This is a genomic window from Pedobacter suwonensis (assembly GCF_007833675.1).
GTDB classification, from domain to species: Bacteria; Bacteroidota; Bacteroidia; order Sphingobacteriales; family Sphingobacteriaceae; genus Pedobacter; species Pedobacter suwonensis.
Genome location: NZ_CP031708.1, coordinates 2,486,885 through 2,503,984 on the forward strand (window position 1 = coordinate 2,486,885; position 17,100 = coordinate 2,503,984).

Annotated in this window: 13 protein-coding genes; 1 reads left to right on the forward strand and 12 read right to left on the reverse strand. The window is 40.3% G+C overall.

The annotated features are described in order from the left end of the window. The first annotated feature begins 122 nt into the window (after positions 1 to 122). Positions 123 to 677, forward strand: coding sequence for an REP-associated tyrosine transposase (locus DV942_RS10035; protein ID WP_145857221.1), 555 nt, complete (start codon positions 123 to 125; stop codon positions 675 to 677). 198 nt (positions 678 to 875) lie between these two features. On the opposite strand, the gene DV942_RS10040 is transcribed toward DV942_RS10035, so the two are convergent. The 12 genes from DV942_RS10040 to DV942_RS10085 form a co-directional block, all read right to left on the reverse strand. Continuing rightward, complete coding sequence (locus DV942_RS10040; RefSeq protein ID WP_090986499.1) at positions 876 to 1,838, reverse strand: acetyl-CoA carboxylase carboxyltransferase subunit alpha; 963 nt, start codon at positions 1,836 to 1,838, stop codon at positions 876 to 878. Between the two features lie 454 nt (positions 1,839 to 2,292). Next, entirely contained in the window at positions 2,293 to 3,852 is a 1,560-nt protein-coding gene (locus tag DV942_RS10045) for a S10 family peptidase (RefSeq protein ID WP_145857223.1), read from the reverse strand. Between the two features lie 337 nt (positions 3,853 to 4,189). Then, the gene (locus DV942_RS10050; protein WP_145857225.1) at positions 4,190 to 6,070 is read right to left on the reverse strand and encodes an alpha-amylase family glycosyl hydrolase; all 1,881 of its coding nucleotides are present in this window, start codon (positions 6,068 to 6,070) and stop codon (positions 4,190 to 4,192) included. Between the two features lie 37 nt (positions 6,071 to 6,107). Then, a complete protein-coding gene (locus tag DV942_RS10055; RefSeq protein WP_145857226.1) occupies positions 6,108 to 7,448 on the reverse strand; it encodes an MFS transporter in 1,341 nt (446 codons plus the stop codon). A 10-nt stretch (positions 7,449 to 7,458) separates the two neighbouring features. Continuing rightward, positions 7,459 to 8,607, reverse strand: a complete 1,149-nt coding sequence (locus DV942_RS23795; protein WP_244950873.1) for an alpha-amylase family glycosyl hydrolase — start codon at positions 8,605 to 8,607, stop codon at positions 7,459 to 7,461. A gap of 80 nt (positions 8,608 to 8,687) precedes the next feature. Next, positions 8,688 to 9,137 carry an alpha-amylase family glycosyl hydrolase gene (locus DV942_RS23800; protein ID WP_244950874.1) on the reverse strand — a complete coding sequence of 150 codons (450 nt, stop codon included), beginning with the start codon at positions 9,135 to 9,137 and terminating at the stop codon, positions 8,688 to 8,690. Between the two features lie 182 nt (positions 9,138 to 9,319). Continuing rightward, entirely contained in the window at positions 9,320 to 11,638 is a 2,319-nt protein-coding gene (locus DV942_RS10065) for a glycoside hydrolase family 65 protein (RefSeq protein WP_145857228.1), read from the reverse strand. A 71-nt stretch (positions 11,639 to 11,709) separates the two neighbouring features. Further along, complete coding sequence (gene pgmB, locus DV942_RS10070) at positions 11,710 to 12,396, reverse strand: beta-phosphoglucomutase (protein WP_145857230.1); 687 nt, start codon at positions 12,394 to 12,396, stop codon at positions 11,710 to 11,712. 100 nt (positions 12,397 to 12,496) lie between these two features. Beyond that, positions 12,497 to 13,954, reverse strand: a complete 1,458-nt coding sequence (locus DV942_RS10075) for an alpha-amylase family glycosyl hydrolase (protein ID WP_244950875.1) — start codon at positions 13,952 to 13,954, stop codon at positions 12,497 to 12,499. Between the two features lie 26 nt (positions 13,955 to 13,980). Then, complete coding sequence (locus tag DV942_RS23805; protein WP_244950876.1) at positions 13,981 to 14,409, reverse strand: cyclomaltodextrinase N-terminal domain-containing protein; 429 nt, start codon at positions 14,407 to 14,409, stop codon at positions 13,981 to 13,983. Positions 14,410 to 14,467: 58 nt separating this feature from the next. Continuing rightward, the gene (locus tag DV942_RS10080; protein WP_145857232.1) at positions 14,468 to 15,484 is read right to left on the reverse strand and encodes a SusE domain-containing protein; all 1,017 of its coding nucleotides are present in this window, start codon (positions 15,482 to 15,484) and stop codon (positions 14,468 to 14,470) included. Between the two features lie 18 nt (positions 15,485 to 15,502). After that, positions 15,503 to 17,092 carry a RagB/SusD family nutrient uptake outer membrane protein gene (locus DV942_RS10085; protein ID WP_145857234.1) on the reverse strand — a complete coding sequence of 530 codons (1,590 nt, stop codon included), beginning with the start codon at positions 17,090 to 17,092 and terminating at the stop codon, positions 15,503 to 15,505. Positions 17,093 to 17,100 lie beyond the last annotated feature (8 nt).

Genomic DNA, 17,100 nt, shown 5'->3' on the forward strand with positions numbered 1-17,100 from the left:
TCGTAAAGATGATATAAATTTAAATTAGGATGTAAGTCGTAAATATGATTAACTATCTAAATGCTCTTTAGAACAAGCGCTAGCAATTATGATTTTTCTGAATAAATAAATATTTTTATTAAATGTCAGATCAATATCAAGCAAGAGATCCAGAAGGCATCTACTTTTTAACTTTTACAATTGTAGATTGGGTCGATATTTTTACACGTATTTCTTATAAAGAAATCATAATCAACTCGCTAAAATATTGCCAATCTAACAAAGGACTAAAACTTTACGCCTATTGCTTAATGACGAATCATATACACCTCATCGCCTCAGCAAGTAGTGGTATAAAGCTTTTTGAAATTATAAGAGATTTTAAAAAGTTTACGAATAAGGCAATCATCACAGAAATTAACTCTGGAAATGAAAGCAGGAAAAAGTGGCTGTTGAATAAATTTGAATTCGCAGGAAGATATTTTACAAGAATTGAGAATTATAAAGTATGGCAAGATGGTTATCATGCTGTTGAATTAATCAGTCCGGAGTTTACATTTCAAAAGTTAAATTACATCCATCAAAATCCGGTTACTGCAGGGATTGTATCAGAGCCGGAGAATTATATTTATAGTTCCGCGACTAATTATCATGGGCTTAGAGGACTAATAGAAATTGAATTACTAGACATTGATTAATATTTATTGAATGCTTGCGCTCGTCTATAATGAGTGCAGCAATAGCCTTAAGATAATATTGTATAGCAAGCTAAAGGTATTGATAATTAACACCGTAAAATACGGTACCCTATTTACACGCTCGTTAGAAACGAGCGTGAGCACAAAAAATCCCGTTCAGCATAGCCAAACAGGATTCAAATTTATTTTAGTTAATGATTATTCGTTTACTACACCCATTTCACAGAATTTCTCAATCCTTTGCTCAATCATCTTATCTGTTTTCAATTTGCCCAAAGCGGCCAAATCCTTTACGATATATTCTTTTAATGTTTTACCCATTAACTCCGGATCCTGATGCGCACCACCAAGCGGCTCAGGAATAATGCCATCGATTAGTTTGTTGCCAAACATATCATCAGAGGTTAGCTTTAAGCACTCAGCAGCTTTTTCTTTAAAATCCCAGCTTCTCCATAAAATAGAAGAACATGATTCAGGAGAAATTACTGAATACCAGGTGTGTTCTAACATATATACCTTATCGCCTATTCCTATACCCAAAGCACCTCCGGAAGCACCTTCACCTACTACAATGCAAATAATCGGCACACGCAGAACCGACATTTCCAATAAATTTCTGGCAATAGCTTCACCTTGTCCACGCTCTTCGGCCTCTAAACCAGGGTAAGCACCCATTGTATCGATAAAAGAGATCACCGGCTTGTTAAATTTTTCAGCAAGACGCATTAAACGCAACGCTTTGCGGTAACCTTCCGGATTGGCCATACCAAAATTGCGGAACTGGCGCTCTTTGGTATTTTTACCTTTCTGATGACCAATAATCATTACCGTTTGACCATTTATAGAAGCAAAACCGCCAACAATAGCTTTATCATCTTTAACCGTTCTGTCGCCATGCATTTCAATAAAATCATCACAGATCATATTGATATAATCAAGGGTTTGCGGGCGATCTGGATGACGGCTCATCTGAACCTTGTTCCAACCGGTTAAATTTTTATATAAATTATTGGTAGTTTCATCTAATTTACCATCAAGTTCGTCCAAAGTGGCAGACATATCTACCTTGGTTTTTTCGGCAACTTGCTTAACCTTTTCTATCTGCTGAACTAAATCGGCAATAGGTTTCTCAAAATCGAATGATGTTTTTATTTGCTGCATAATTGAACCACAAAAATAAGTAATTATTTTTGGTTTGCAGCCAACAGTTTTTTGTTTAAGTGTTTAGGTAGAAAAATCGTGTCAGCCTAAAGAAAAATAGCTTTTTACTATTTTTTAATCATCATGGTTTGGAAAGCAATTGCAGTAGTGCTTTGGTTTGGTTCCGTCCCGCCCCCGTTTCTGCCGATTGAAAAAATCGGCATCTCACTCCGATCGGGTTTAGATTACTCCTGTTCTCGCAACTATGCCGGGTTTCCGTGCCACCGCCCTAACCTACCTAGCCCTGATTGAAGTGAAGATCCTTTTTTGTCACCCTGAGCGAAGTCGAAGGGCAAAAAAGATCGGAGCGCAAAGCAGGACGAACATCAATTATTACACTACACCTGCGCTCCTATAACCCAAAAATGCTGACAAATTAATAGCCATGTGTATAGGAATTATCAACGCTAAATTTTTAGAACTTAGCGGCCTCGCCTGCTTTTGGTAATGCTTTTTTAATAAATTCACGGATGTGGTTATTCGCCATTTTCAGATCATCTTTACGCAGGTACATCATGTGTCCACTGCGATAACCTTCCCAGCTCATGCGGTCTTGCAGTTTACCTGCAGCATCTAACTGCCACATGCTGTATTTCGCATTAAAATAATCGCAGGCGCCGTCATAATAACCCGATTGCACCAATAGATGTAAATATGGGTTTTGTGCCATGGCCTGGCGGAGGTTATCGCCGGTCTGGTCTCCGGATTTGTCCCATGGGTAAACGGAACCAAACATATTGTATTTCAAATCGGTTTTATAATTCAGCTCGTTGCGGATATACATATTAATGGCTGGCGTAAAAGAATGCAACCAGGAGGTAAGTTCAGCATTATAATCTGGTGCTTCGCCAGCGCTCATTTTATCAATCCCCCGATAGCGAGAATCTAAGCGACCAACAGTAAAACCTTTATCCCTTAATAACTCTTTCCAAAAGAAATCCGTTGGTACGTTAAGGTTATAATCTAAAATTACTTTTTCGGAAAGGCCGGAGTAACGCGCCATTTTTAGGGCAATGGCTTTCTTTTTATCTGCACTTAACATTCCTCCCTGCGAAATGGCCGGGATGAGTTCATTAATGGTAAAAGTTTCCACTTCAGGAAGCATGGCTGTTAAATCTTTGCCTTGTAAATCGGCTGCCAAAGCTTTATGGTACCAAGCGGTAGCTGCAAAATATGGTAAACGCAAAGCAGCGTCAACCGGGCCGCTACGTTCAATACCCAATTCAGTTGGCGAAACCAAGACCACACCGTTCAAATACATCCATTGACTGTTCTGCAGTTCTAAAGCCAATCCTGAAACGCGGGTAGTGCCATAACTTTCGCCAATTAAAAATTTTGGTGAGGCCCATCGGTTATTGCGGGTTACGAAAGTATTGATCCACTCGGCCAGGTATTTAATGTCGGCACGTACACCGAAGAATTTATTAGTTGGAATATCTTTGCTCACCGCTCTCGAATAGCCTGTGTTAACGGGATCGATGTATACGATATCTGCCACATCTAAAATAGAATATGGATTTTCCTTATAACCATAAGGTTGGACAGGATAACCTTCATCATCAATATTCAAAACCACCGGACCGGTATAAGCAATGTGCATCCATACAGAAGCAGAGCCTGGACCACCATTAAAAGAGATCACCAAAGGACGTTTATCCCGGCTTTGTACATCACTCCGTTCGTAATAGGCATAGAATAAACCGGCAATCGGTTTTCCATCTTCATCCCAAACCGGTAAGGTACCGGTAGTAGCCTTATACGGAACGGACTTTCCATCAATGTTCACCGAGTGATTGGTAACCACTGTACTCTCCACTTTAATGTTCCTTTCATTCGCTGAAGATTTAGGTTCATCTTTAATGGTTACCGGCGTAGTGTTTACGGTTTCTTTAGATTGGTTTTTTCGGGGACTTTGTTGTGCGTATGCGCAAATACCGATACTTAACAAGGCAGCAAGTATAAATCTGAGTTTCATGAAGTTTGGTTTGGTCCCTAAAGATCAAACTATTATCGTATTAATCAAAAAAGCACATTAGAATTGTTACCATAAAAAAGCATTGATGAGAAAAGATAATGGATTGAAGTTTTATAAATGATAGCAGAGGCTAGCTTATAATTGTAATTCACTTCAAACTTGACACGTTGAGCTTCCAACAGAGGCTCATCATCTCGAACGCAGCAACACAAAGTGGAGCGATCTACCAAAAGATTTCTCCACTGCGTTACTCCGCCCGAAAGAAGGATCACATAAGCGAATTACTCTTCAAGAGGATAATTTTATATTTATGATTCAGCCTTTTGGATAAAAAAAATTACTTTAATGCTGTTTTACTAAAAATATGGTATTCTCCAGGCGCTAAAGTTTGGGTGTAGCTGCTGGTGCTTAAATTAACACTACCACCAACTGCATCGATCCAGGTTCCAGCAGACCCGAAATCAATATTGGCTGCCTGGCTCACTACATCAAAATTACCAACCACCACAACAGTGTTAGCTCCTTCAGTTAACTTGATATATTTGACGCCGCCGGCAAGGTTATATGTCGAATTGCTTGAATTAAAAATACTGTTATTTTTTTTCAACCTGATAAATCTGGCATAAGCATCGTATAATGCCTTACGGTTCGGATCGCTGTAATAATCCCATTTAATAGGTTTTTCACCTGTCCGTCCGTTAAAATCGATACTGATATCGTAACCCAATTCACCAAACTGCCATACCATTTTAGGTCCTGGGATGCTGAACAAAAAGGCTGCTATGAGTTCTTCTCTTTTTAACGAAGTAGCCAGGTTTCCTTTAATTACATAACTTCCGGAAGCATTGCCGTAGGTAATATTCTTAAAATTTAGGCGCTCCTCGTCATGACTTTCGCCATAGCCAACTAAGTTTTCCGATTTAGCGAAGCCATGGTTGGCATAAAAACCCCATTGAAAATTAGAATTGTCCAACCAGCCCATCGTAGCCTCATTCATGTTATAATTCATATTGTTCCAGAGCATCATGCCCTCATCAGCCAGTACCTTCTCTTCAGATTCTTCTGCAAAATGTTCCAAAATCACATAAAAATTAGGGTCTAAACCTTTGATATAGCCATTGTAATCTTTCCAAATGGCAACACGGCCAGCATCGTACAACCTGAACTGTGCATCATCCGTTGATTGTTTCTGTGTAAATCCCTTTGAAAGATCGAAACGGAAACCATCAATTTTATATTGTTGCATCCAAAACTTCATCACATCTTTCGAGAATTTTTTGGTCGCCGCACTTTCATGGTTAAAATCATAACCAACATTAAACGGATGTTTCGCATCCACATTAAACCATGGACTATTTGCTGTAGGTTTCGAGCCGTCAAAATACAACTGCACCATCGGCGACTGACCAAAAGAGTGGTTTAACACCATATCCAAAATTACAGCAATGCCACGTCCATGGCACTCATCAATAAAATTCTGTAATGCGGTTTTGGTGCCATAATATTTATCGGGTGCAAAATAAAATGATGGATTGTAGCCCCAGCTTAAATTTCCTTCAAATTCGTTTACCGGCATTAATTCGATTGCATTAATACCTAAACCGGTTAAATAATCGAGTTTTGCCAAAGTTGAGGCATAGTTATGATCAGCAGTAAAATCGCGTATCAATAATTCGTAAATCACCAGGTTATTTTTTTCAGGACGGGTAAAACCGGTATTTTTCCAGGTATAAACGGGTTGGTTAGCCTGCATTATACTTACAATTCCTGTTGTTTTACCTGTTGGATAGGCTTTTAAATTAGGATAGGTGGCTGCTGAAATGTATTTATCATTATCAGGATCGAGTATTTTCTCGCAATAAGGGTCGGCAACTTTTAAGTTTCCGTCTACATAAAACTGATAGGCATACTCTGTAGATGGATTTAAATTATCTACCTGAGTCCACCAATAATTTCCATCTGGTGTATTTTTCATGGGTAAGCTGGTGGCAGACCAATCGTTAAATTCACCAATCAACGATACGGATTTTTTACCTGGTGCATAAAGTGTTACAATGGCCGATGTTCCATTGTTGGTAAACACCACACCATCTCTGGCTCCTGCAGGCAGATCAGCTTTCTGATCAGTTGGTGTAGATTCTAAACCGCCATCCGGCGCTTTTTTACAGGCGGTATGCATTGCTGTTATTAACAGCAAGAGATAAAACACTTTTTTCATATAAATTTTTATTGCAGGCTTAAAAAATTAGCCCAGGTTAAGATTCCTTTTTTGTTTGGATATACATGACAGAAATAGCCCCTAATACCATAAATATCCCAGCCAAAACGATTGCATATATGGCCTGATCATGATAGAGGTGTTTTACAATTAAACCACCAAAAAAACCGTTTACTATTTGGGGCATTGTAATAAAGAAATTAAAAATCCCCATGTAAACACCCATTTTTTTTGCAGGAATGGAACCCGATAGAATGGCATATGGCATTGCCAAAATACTTCCCCAGGCCAGGCCTATCCCAATCATCGAATAGATTAAATAATGCGGATCGGAAATAAAATAGATGGAAAGTAGTCCAATACCTCCTGCAGTTAAAGAGATGGCGTGTGCAACTTTTTTACTGGTTGCTTTTGCAATAGCAGGAAGGATTAAAGCGTAAATAGCAGAAACCCCATTATAAATACCAAACAAAACTCCTACCCAGTTTCCTGCATCGGCAAATTTGATTGATGAGGTATCTCCCGGTGCTACCTTATAAATATGTTGAGCAATGGCTGGAGTAGTAAAAACCCACATCGAGAATAGTGCAAACCAGGAGAAAAATTGCACTAAACCCAATTGCCTCATGGTTGGTGGCATTTTAGAAAAATCTTTAAGGATATCTTTTAAGCCATTACTTTCCTCCACTTCCTGGGTATGTTCATAGTAATCGGCCATTTCTTCCGGGCTGTATTCCTTCGTGGTGAAAATGGTATACAGAATTGTTCCCAAAAGAATAGCTGCGCCAAAATAAAATGAATAAATCACGTTAGCAGGTACCTGCCCGGCTGGCGCCACTTTCCCTAGACCGAAATATTCAGATAAAATATAGGGGAGCCAGGAACCAGCAATAGCGCCAGCCCCAATCAGAAATGTTTGTACAGAAAAGCCGAAACTACGTTGCTCGTCGGGTAATTTATCAGCCACCAAAGCCCTGAAAGGTTCCATAGCAACATTAATTGAAGCATCCATAATCATCAGCATACCCGCACCAATTATAATAGGAGGAAGTAAACTTGCCATTAAAGCTGAATTCGGCATTAAAATTAAAGCCAGTGCGGTGAGAATTGCGCCAACTAAAAAATAGGGCCGCCGCCTTCCTAATCGATTCCAGGTCTTATCGCTGTAATGCCCGATAATCGGTTGCACAATCATTCCGGTTATCGGTGCAGCTAACCAAAAGAGGGATAGGTGCTCAACATCAGCACCAAAGGTTTGGAGAATACGGCTTGCATTACCATTTTGCAAAGCAAAACCGAACTGTATTCCAAAAAAACCAACACTCATGTTAATGATCTGAAGGTTTGATAACCTCGGTTTTAATTTTACTTGTCCCATTAAGTCAATCTTAAAATTCAATTATCTGTGCCGAAACCGGCCCAAGCTTTATTGGTATAGCTGTTCCTGCCGGAATATTTAATTTTTTATCTGTTAGCAGTTCTGTCACCGGAACGGAAGACTTCGCCTTTAAAACCTGATCAGGGATTTCTATATTGGCGGTTAATGTTTGGTTTCGATCAAAATTGGCTACTACCAATAAACGCTGCTTGCCTGAGTAACGGATAAAAGCATACATCCGGTTATTCATATTGTCGGTAACAGGAACTTCATAAATTTTTCCATTCAATACGGCATCGCTTGTTGACGTTACTTTTAATAATTGCCTGTAGAAAGCCCTCAAATTTTGCTGTGCAGCATTTAGTTTGTGGCCGTCAAATAAGCCCCCGTTCATCCATTTCTGGTGGTTCGGAACGCCCCAATAATCAAAAATGGTGGTCCGGTTATCATCCCCGCCAAAACCTTCCTGCCCTTTTCCCGGTTCGCCAACTTCCTGACCAAAATAAAGCATTACGGGGCCTCCGCCTAAAGTTGCGGAAACGACCATTGCGGGTAACGCGAGCTCTGCCTTGCCCGCAAATGCAGCTGAAGCAATACGTTCTTCATCATGGTTTTCTAAAAAGCGAAGCATGTGATGGCCAAAACCGGCACTTTCTTGCTGCCAAATGAAACGGATATCTTTTACATCTGCATTTGGTTCATTTCTGATCAACCTTTTTAAACCATCATATAAACCAACTTTATCATATAGGTAATCGAATTTCCCTTCATCCAGATATTGTTTGTAAACTTTTGGATTATACGCTTCTCCGATAAAAATTAAATCCGGATTTACTTTTTTAACCTGCGGAATTACCCAGTTCCAAAATGCAATGGGCACCATTTCGGCCATATCACATCTGAAACCATCTACTCCTTTATGGGCCCAAAAGATCAAAATATCGCGCATTTTCAACCAAACGGGTGGAATGGGATCAAAGTATTGTTTCTCGCTGTTCTGATAATCAACACCGTAATTCAACTTAATGGTTTCGTACCAATCGTCATATTTTGGTTGTGCTGAAAATACGTTATTACCGGTTGCTTTTGCCGGATTTTCATCAAATTTCCCGTCCTGAAGTACCGAAAGTGGTGTTTTTTGCCCATTTGTTGGAACCACTAAGGGCTGACCTGGGATATAATAAAAATCATTCTTAGGACTAAAAGCTACAGTTACATCATCATTTGCACCAAAGTCGATTACATTTTTGGCTTTGCATCAGAATGGTAACTTCTGGCCACATGATTGGGTATAAAATCGATCAGCACTTTTAAGTTTTTAGCATGCGTTCTTTTTACCAGTGCTTCAAACTCTTTCATCCTGTTCTTCACGTCAACAGCCAGATCGGGATCTACGTCGTAATAATCGCGGATGGCATAAGGCGAACCTGCCCTGCCTTTCACCACATCGGCATCATCAGGTTTAATTCCATAGGCACTATAATCGGTTAAACTGGCATGGGCCAATACCCCTGTATACCAGACATAGTTCACGTGAAGTTCTTTTATCCCATCTAATGCTTTATCGGTAATATCGTTAAACTTACCGGAACCATTTTGTTGGATGGTTCCGTATGGGATATTGGTGGTATTTTTGTTTCCGAACAAACGGGGCAGTAACTGATAAATAACGATCTGTTTATCATTCATTTTTGTGCGCTTTTTTTGTGCAAAGGATGATATGGGGATGATGATGAAATAAAAAAAAAGTATCAATAGCCAGCTTATATTACTTTCGAATGCGAATAAGCTTTGAGCAAAATAACATCTTCTATCAGATAAAGTTTTAGATTTTAACCCTCTACCATCCGCCTTTATACCCTTTACCTTTCTCATACCAGCGCAGCATTATTTACTCCGATCTCCGTATTGCCTGCCAGTTGATAAAACTGATTTCTGATGCCGATTTCTACATCAACACCTGTATTGTTTTTGATATTGATGCTGTTTGCGTCAATATTCACCTTTAAGGTAGCTCCCCTGAAGCCGATAGTAAAAGAAAAAGATTTCCATTTACCCGGCAAGAAAGGACTAAAATGCAATTTACCATCGCGTACACGCATACCGGCAAAACCTTCCACCACACTCATCCAGGTTCCTGCCATAGAGGTGATGTGCAGACCGTCTTCTGTATCGTTGTTATAATCATCCAGGTCTAAACGTGCAGTACGTAGGTAAAATTCATAGGCCCGTGCCTCGTCGTTTAATTTCGCGGCTAAAATACTGTGTACGCAAGGCGATAACGAACTTTCGTGTACGGTACGTGGCTCATAAAAATCAAAATTTCTTCTGATGGTTTCCAAATCATAATCTTCTTCAAAGAAATACAATCCCTGCAAAACATCGGCCTGTTTAATAAAGCATGAACGTAAAATCCTGTCCCAGCTCCATTTTTGGTTAATCGGGCGTTCACTTGCCGGAAGATCTTTCACTAAAATCTGCTCTTTATCTAAATATCCATCCTGTTGTAAGAAAATCCCTGATTTTTCATCTTGTGGATAATACATTTTCTCAATGATATCGGCCCAATCAGCAAATTCTTTTTGATCGAAATCCAAGGCTTTCAACAGCCTGTCATATTTTTCAGGTTGTTGCGCTTTTACAACTTCGGCAGCTTCTGTTGCATATCTCATACACCATGTAGCCAAAATATTGGTGTACCAATTGTTGTTTACGTTATTTTCGTACTCATTTGGTCCGGTTACACCAAGCATTACATATTGTTGTTTATCGTTGCTCCAGTTTACACGTTGCTTCCAGAAACGGGCAATACCGATCAATACTTCTAAACCATAATCAGAAAGATAACTTTCATCTCCTGTATAACGGATATAATTAAAAATAGCAAAAGCGATGGCTCCGTTACGGTGGATTTCCTCGAAGGTAATTTCCCACTCATTATGGCATTCTTCACCATTCATGGTAACCATCGGATACAAGGCAGCCCCGTCTTTAAAACCCAATTTAGCCGCATTTTCTATAGCTTTACGCAATTGTTTATAGCGATAAACCAAGAGGTTTCTGCTTACTTCCTGCGGAGCAGTTGCCAGGTAAAAAGGCACGCAATAGGCCTCTGTATCCCAATAAGTAGAGCCACCATATTTTTCGCCTGTAAAGCCTTTCGGACCGATATTTAAGCGGTCATCTTTACCAGTATATGTTTGAAAAAGCTGAAAAATATTAAAACGGATTGCCTGTTGTGCAGAAACATCACCTTCAATAATAATATCACTTTCTTTCCACTTCGCTGCCCAGGCTTCGCTTTGTTCTTTTAGTAAAGTATCAAAGCCCTTGGCAGATGCTCCGGCTATTACAGATTTGGTTTCTTTCAGAAGTGACTCTTTCGGATAATTTTCTGAAGATAAATTCGCGGCAATTTTTACCAGCGTAACCTCTTCGTTTGCTTTAACATCTACAGAAAAAGTTTGCCCGACGAATTTCTCCTTACGTACAGCATCTGGACTGATCGCCAACCGCTCTGCATTCTTATACAGTTCGACGTTACTGCCAGTACAAACTTCAAATTCAGTTTTCTTTGTTTTTAGTTTGATATAAGCTTCTGTTCCGGAGATTTCATCAACAACTTTATCCCAGAACTTTTCATCGTAGTTACTGTCCTGATTTTTGACATCCCCATCAATAAAAGGTGTTAATGTTAATCTGCCGTCAAAATTTAATGGTGTAATGCTATAACGGATGGCACCAACTTCATCATCAGCAATGCTGCAAAAACGGGTTGATTTAACTTTTAGTGTTTTACCACTTTTCAGTTTTGCCGTGAAAGTACGTTCCAGGTAACCGGCATGCATATTCAGCACCCTTTTAAAATCGCTTACCTCGGCTGTTGCCAGATCAAGAATTTCATCATCTACTTTCACCTCTATTCCTACCCAGTTTGCGGCGTTTAAAACTTTGGCGAAATATTCAGGGTATCCGTTTTTCCACCATCCCACACGGGTTTTATCCGGATAATAAACACCAGCAACATAATTTCCCAATAAGGTTTCTCCTGTATAAGTCTCCTCAAAATTGGCGCGCTGGCCCATCCGTCCATTCCCCAAGCTGAAAATACTCTCGGAAATTTTATTTAAATGTGGATCAAAGCCTTCTTCGATAATATTCCACTCATCTGCTTTAATGTAGTTTTTCATAACTAGTATTGAGAAGTGAGATTTGAGATATGAGACATATTGCCTTAAACCTTAAATCCTACACCGTAAACCTATAAATTTTCTAAATCTTTAACTGTTAATTTGTCTAATCCGCTTACTACCAGATCAGCCTGGCTAAGCACATTTTTTTCTCCGATACCGATGGCTTTCATTCCACCTCTTTTTGCCGCTTCTACACCAGCAACAGCATCTTCAAAAACCACACATTCTTCGGGTGTAAAGCCTAAAAGTTCGCCCCCCTTTAAAAATACCTCAGGATCGGGTTTTGATTTGGTCACCATATTTCCATCGACGATTTCATCGAAAAAATGGGCAAGGCCTGTTCTTTCTAAAATAATTCCAGAGTTTTTGCTTGCCGAACCCAAGGCCAGTTTGTAACCAGCTTTGTGAATCGCCGTTAGAAAATCTACTGTTCCAGGCAAAACTTCTGCTGGCGTCATTTTGGTGATCATATCTACGTACCAGCCGTTTTTCAAGCTAGCAAGCTCTTCTTTCTCCGCGTCGTTTTTTTGTACACCACCCCAGGCCAAAATCTTATTCAGACTTTCTACCCTGCTTACACCTTTCAATTGCTCATTCTGCTCTTCTGTAAAATCGAAGCCCATGGTATTGGCCAACCGTTTCCAGGCTTTGTAATGGTAAACTGCTGTATCTACCAGTACGCCATCTAAATCGAATAAACAAGCTTTGATTTGAGATTTAAGATCTGAGATTTTAGATTGGAGATTTTCTTGCATCTTTGTTATATTTTTTTGTATCAGGTATTGAGTAGCAAGTAATGAGTATCAAGTATCAAGATGTAAGTCCGACACCTTAAACCCTCTACCTTTTACCTTTCTACCTTAATTCAAGCACCAAAGTGGTCTTTGCAGGTACTTTAATATTTTTAAATCCGATAGTTTCGCCAGTGATCACATTTTTTGCGCTTGTAATTCCAGCTGTTCTTTCGGCAAAACGATCTGTACTTAATGCTTTTTCGTTTTCTGTATTGTTTACAATAACCATTACCGTGCCTTTTGATTCTGCATTGTATCGGAAGTACACATACACATCATCCTGAGGAACAAACTGCATTAATTTGCCAGTTTGTAAAGCCGGACTACTTTTACGGAAATTGGCCAGCTTTTTAACAAAATCGAAAGCTTCGTTTTCTTTTTTGGTACGTCCATCAGCCACAAATTTATCTTTTTTATCGCCCTCCCAGCCGCCAGGAAAATCAGAACGGATCAGCCCATCCGGATTGGAAAAGTTTTTCATTAAAATTTCAGTTCCATAATACATCTGCGGAATGCCACGCATAGTTAACAGGATACTCATTCCCATTTTGTATTTATCAAAATCTTCGCCAACCATCGAATAAAAGCGGCTCATATCGTGGTTATCCAAAAAGATGCAGTTGGTATTTGGGTTTTTATACAGAAAATCGTGAGCTAAGGTGGCATACAAACGGTTAATACCGTCTACCCAACCATTTTTACCGTTTATTCCTTCATAAATGGCATCCTTTAACGTTGCATCTGTAATACCCTGCAAATGGGTATCAAAACCGCGGTTAACTGTATTGCCCCCTGTAAAAAAGGCCTGGTTTGCTACTGCAGTTACCAATGTTTCACCGAAAACCGAAAGATGCGGAAATTCAGCCTGAACTTTTAAAGCCCAATCGGCCATATAAACCGGATCGTTGTATCCATAGGTATCCAAACGTAAACCATCTATACCGGCATATTCGATCCACCAGATATGGTTTTGGGTTAGGTAATTCTGTACATATGGATTACGCTGATTTAAATCGGGCATTGTAGGTACAAACCAGCCATCCAGCATCTGTTTACGATCTGCAGCAGAAGCATGAATATCCATTACGGTTTGATCGCGGTAACTGGTTTGTGTATATTTTGGCCATTGGTTTAGCCAGCTTTTCATTGGTAAATCTTTGTAAAACCAGTGTTGCGTACCAATGTGGTTGTGTACAACGTCTTTAATTACTTTTAATCCTTTGGCATGTGCAATCTCTACGTATTTTTTGTAAAGTGCATTGGTACCAAAACGCGGATCTATTTTATAATGATCGGTTACCGCGTAGCCATGATAAGAAGCCTGTGGCATATCATTTTCTACCTCTGGAGTCATCCAAACTGTGGTTACGCCTAAATCTTTCAGGTAATCAAGGTGATTAATTACGCCCTGGATATCGCCACCATGGCGGTAGTACATACTATCGCGGTTTAATGTCGTTTCAGTTAAACCCTGAACCACATCGTTGCTTTTATCGCCGTTCGAAAAACGATCGGGCATCAGCAGATAAATAAAATCTTTGTTGGTTACCCCTGAATCCTGCCTGCGCTTTTATCGCGTTTTTTTAATTCATAGGTGTAACTGAATATCTTTTTGCCCTTTACTGTAAAGTTGATCGGAAATTTTCCGGCCTTAGCAGCTGGTGCAATGGTTAAATCAAGAAATAAATAATTTGGGTTTTCTACTTTGTTTACTTTTAGCAGTTTTACCCCAGGATAAGTTAAAGAAACTGAACTAGAAGCAATATTTTCGCCGTGAACCAGCAATTGCAGTTTAGGGTTGTGCATGCCGGCAAACCAAAACATCGGTTCGATACGCTCAAGTTTTTGGGCAAAAAGACTATTGAAAGATAAGATAAGTAAAAGCACAACGGCGCTGCTTACTTTATTTAAAAAAGTGTTAGTATGAGCATTAAATAGCAAAGTAAATTTTTTAAGGGGATTGATTATGATCATGCTAAAACTTAAAAATGCCCCGCAGCAAGAAATGCTGCAGGGCGGTATGTATAACAAATTAGTTTTTAACCATTGTGGCTTTTTTAGCAGCCACATCTAAAGTGATGGTATAGGTTCCAGCGGTGGTAACCGCAATATTATCACCACCGTTTGTAAGGGTGCCTAAACTACCACCAAGGTTGGTTCCCCAATCGTGGGCAAACCTGAATTTAAATGCCCCGGTAGTTAAAGTTGTTTTAATGGTATAAATGTTTGCTTTGCCATCATTTGTCACCTTCATATCGGTATCATTGCCCCAGCCACCTGCGGTTGCGTCGCCAATAATCGACCATTCTTTCGGAACGCCGATGGTGTAAGTACCCGCGTTCAGGTCAACAGTTACCTGTTTCACTACTGCATCAGGTGATTTAAGGTTATCGCCTGCACTGCTGCTGATTTTACCACTTCCTGCGTCACCATAAGCTACATCCCATTTTTTTGCCGGGGTAACTTTAAACTCAAGGTTGCCTGGTGTGAATGCGATCATTCCTGTATAAATGCCATTGCTTGAAACAGAGATCAAGCTATCGGCAGTTGAAGGATTCCAGCCCTGATACGCTCCTGGAACGTACACCCATGCAGAGGCAAGATAAGGCGTAGCGGTTAAAGTAATCACGTTTGAATAAGTTAAATCGTTTGCTGCCGCACCCGATTTTAGTCTAACCTCAATCTGTGCTGCAGTTCCTACCTTTCCGCCAAGGGCCAAAATCATATTATTTACCTCGGTAACGGTTGGTGCATAAGTCTTAGTAGTTACGGCCACCTCTCTAACCGGAGAAAAATTAGTGCCTTTTAAGCCAAACTGTAAGCTGGTATTTACCGGCACCACGTATCCGGTTGAAGTAGCAAGCGGGTAGCTTAAGGTAAATGCTACCTGTGAGGCATTAGATTGTACCAGGTTAAGCGTAGTTGCTGATGTGGTTAATGTTCCTGCAGGGCTAATATTTGAAACGGTCTGCGTTTCGTCTTTCTTACACGACCACAGCGAAACCGCGATAAGGCCAACTGCCAGGGTTTTGAAAAATATCGATTTCATCTCTCTTAAGATTAAATATTAATAACCAGTATTTTGAACCAAATTCGGGTTTGCAATCAGATCTGCTAAAGGAAGCGGATACAAATTACGGTACGCAGGTAATGATGCCCCGGCCTGTACACCACCTTTGAATGGCCACAAATAAGTTGAACCTGTAAATTTACCATAGCGAACCAAATCGGTACGGCGATGACCTTCCCAATAAAGTTCTCTGGCACGTTCATCCAGGTAAAAGTCTGTAGTTAACGCCGCCTCAGAAACATCTCCGGAGGTATTGCCATAAGCCCTTCCGCGCAACAAGTTTACATATGTTTTGGCTTGCGATACACTACCGCCTGAACCTCCACGGGCAACAGCTTCACCATAAATCAGGTATTGCTCTGCCAAACGGAATAATGCGAAGTCAAGCGAGCTGAAAGTTCCGTTCAATGAGCGACCCATTGCACCTGTAGAAGTCACATTTTTGAATTTGGTTACGCGTAAACCATCAGTAAATTCGCCTACAGCATCAACATTTCTTTTTGTACCAAAAAATACACCACGTTTATCCTGGCTTCCATTAGCATCAGGAAAAAGTGCCGGCAGGTTTTGCCTGGTCCTGTTGCCTCCCCAACCACCATTTGGCACGCCGTAAGTCGTTGGGTTCATATCACCATTGATGGCCGCATTAATTAAAAACGTTGTACCGCCATAGTTGGTACCGTTAATGCCGTCATAGTTGATGGTTAGTATATTCTCGGTATTGTTCACTTCATTATCTGCTTTGAACAAGTTCATATAGTTTGCTTTAAGGCTGTAACCTGCATTGATTACCTTGCTAGAGTAGGTAATAGCCTCGGTATACTTAGCTGTTCCGGTATACACCTGAGCATTAAGATATAATCTTGCCAGTAAAGCCCAATCGGCGCCTTTATCTGCACGACCATACTCGTTGGAACGGGCATCTGCCAGATCGCTTTCAATGGCTTTTAATTCTGATTCTATATAGGTAAACAAGGCAGCCCTTTGGATCTGTTTAGGGTTGACTTTACCAATGGCATCATCCTCGGTAATAAACGGCGGGTTTCCGAAAGCATCCATCAATACCCAGTACTGATAGGCGCGTAAGAAACGTGCCTCGGCACGGTAACGGTTAATTGCACTAACATCGGCTCCTGTAATGTTTCTGCTCGCCAATTTTTCAGGTGTGCTTTCGCGAAGAAACTCATTGCAGAAAGTGATCTGCAGAATACTCCTTGAATATAAACCGCGCAAAAACTGGTTATCCGGACTTGGTGTACCATAATCCAGTTCGGGAATCCCCACATCGCCCCAGGCACAGATGGCCTCATCGGTTACCAGTTCCTGTGAGGTCCAGAATAACCTTAAAAAATCAGCAAAACCTGCATTTAAACCGCCAACATCGCTGTTATCTGATCCTGATGGACTGGTAAGTGCATAGGTTGCGTATAGCTTTACCAAGCTGTTTTTGTAACCTGCCGGCGTTGCATAAACGTTCTCGGCGGTAACGTCATTGGTAGGCCTCAGGTTTAAATCTTCTTTTTTACAAGCATTTAAACTGATTGCCAGGAAACCCAATGCCAATATTGTTTTAAATGAATTTTTCATTTTTCTAT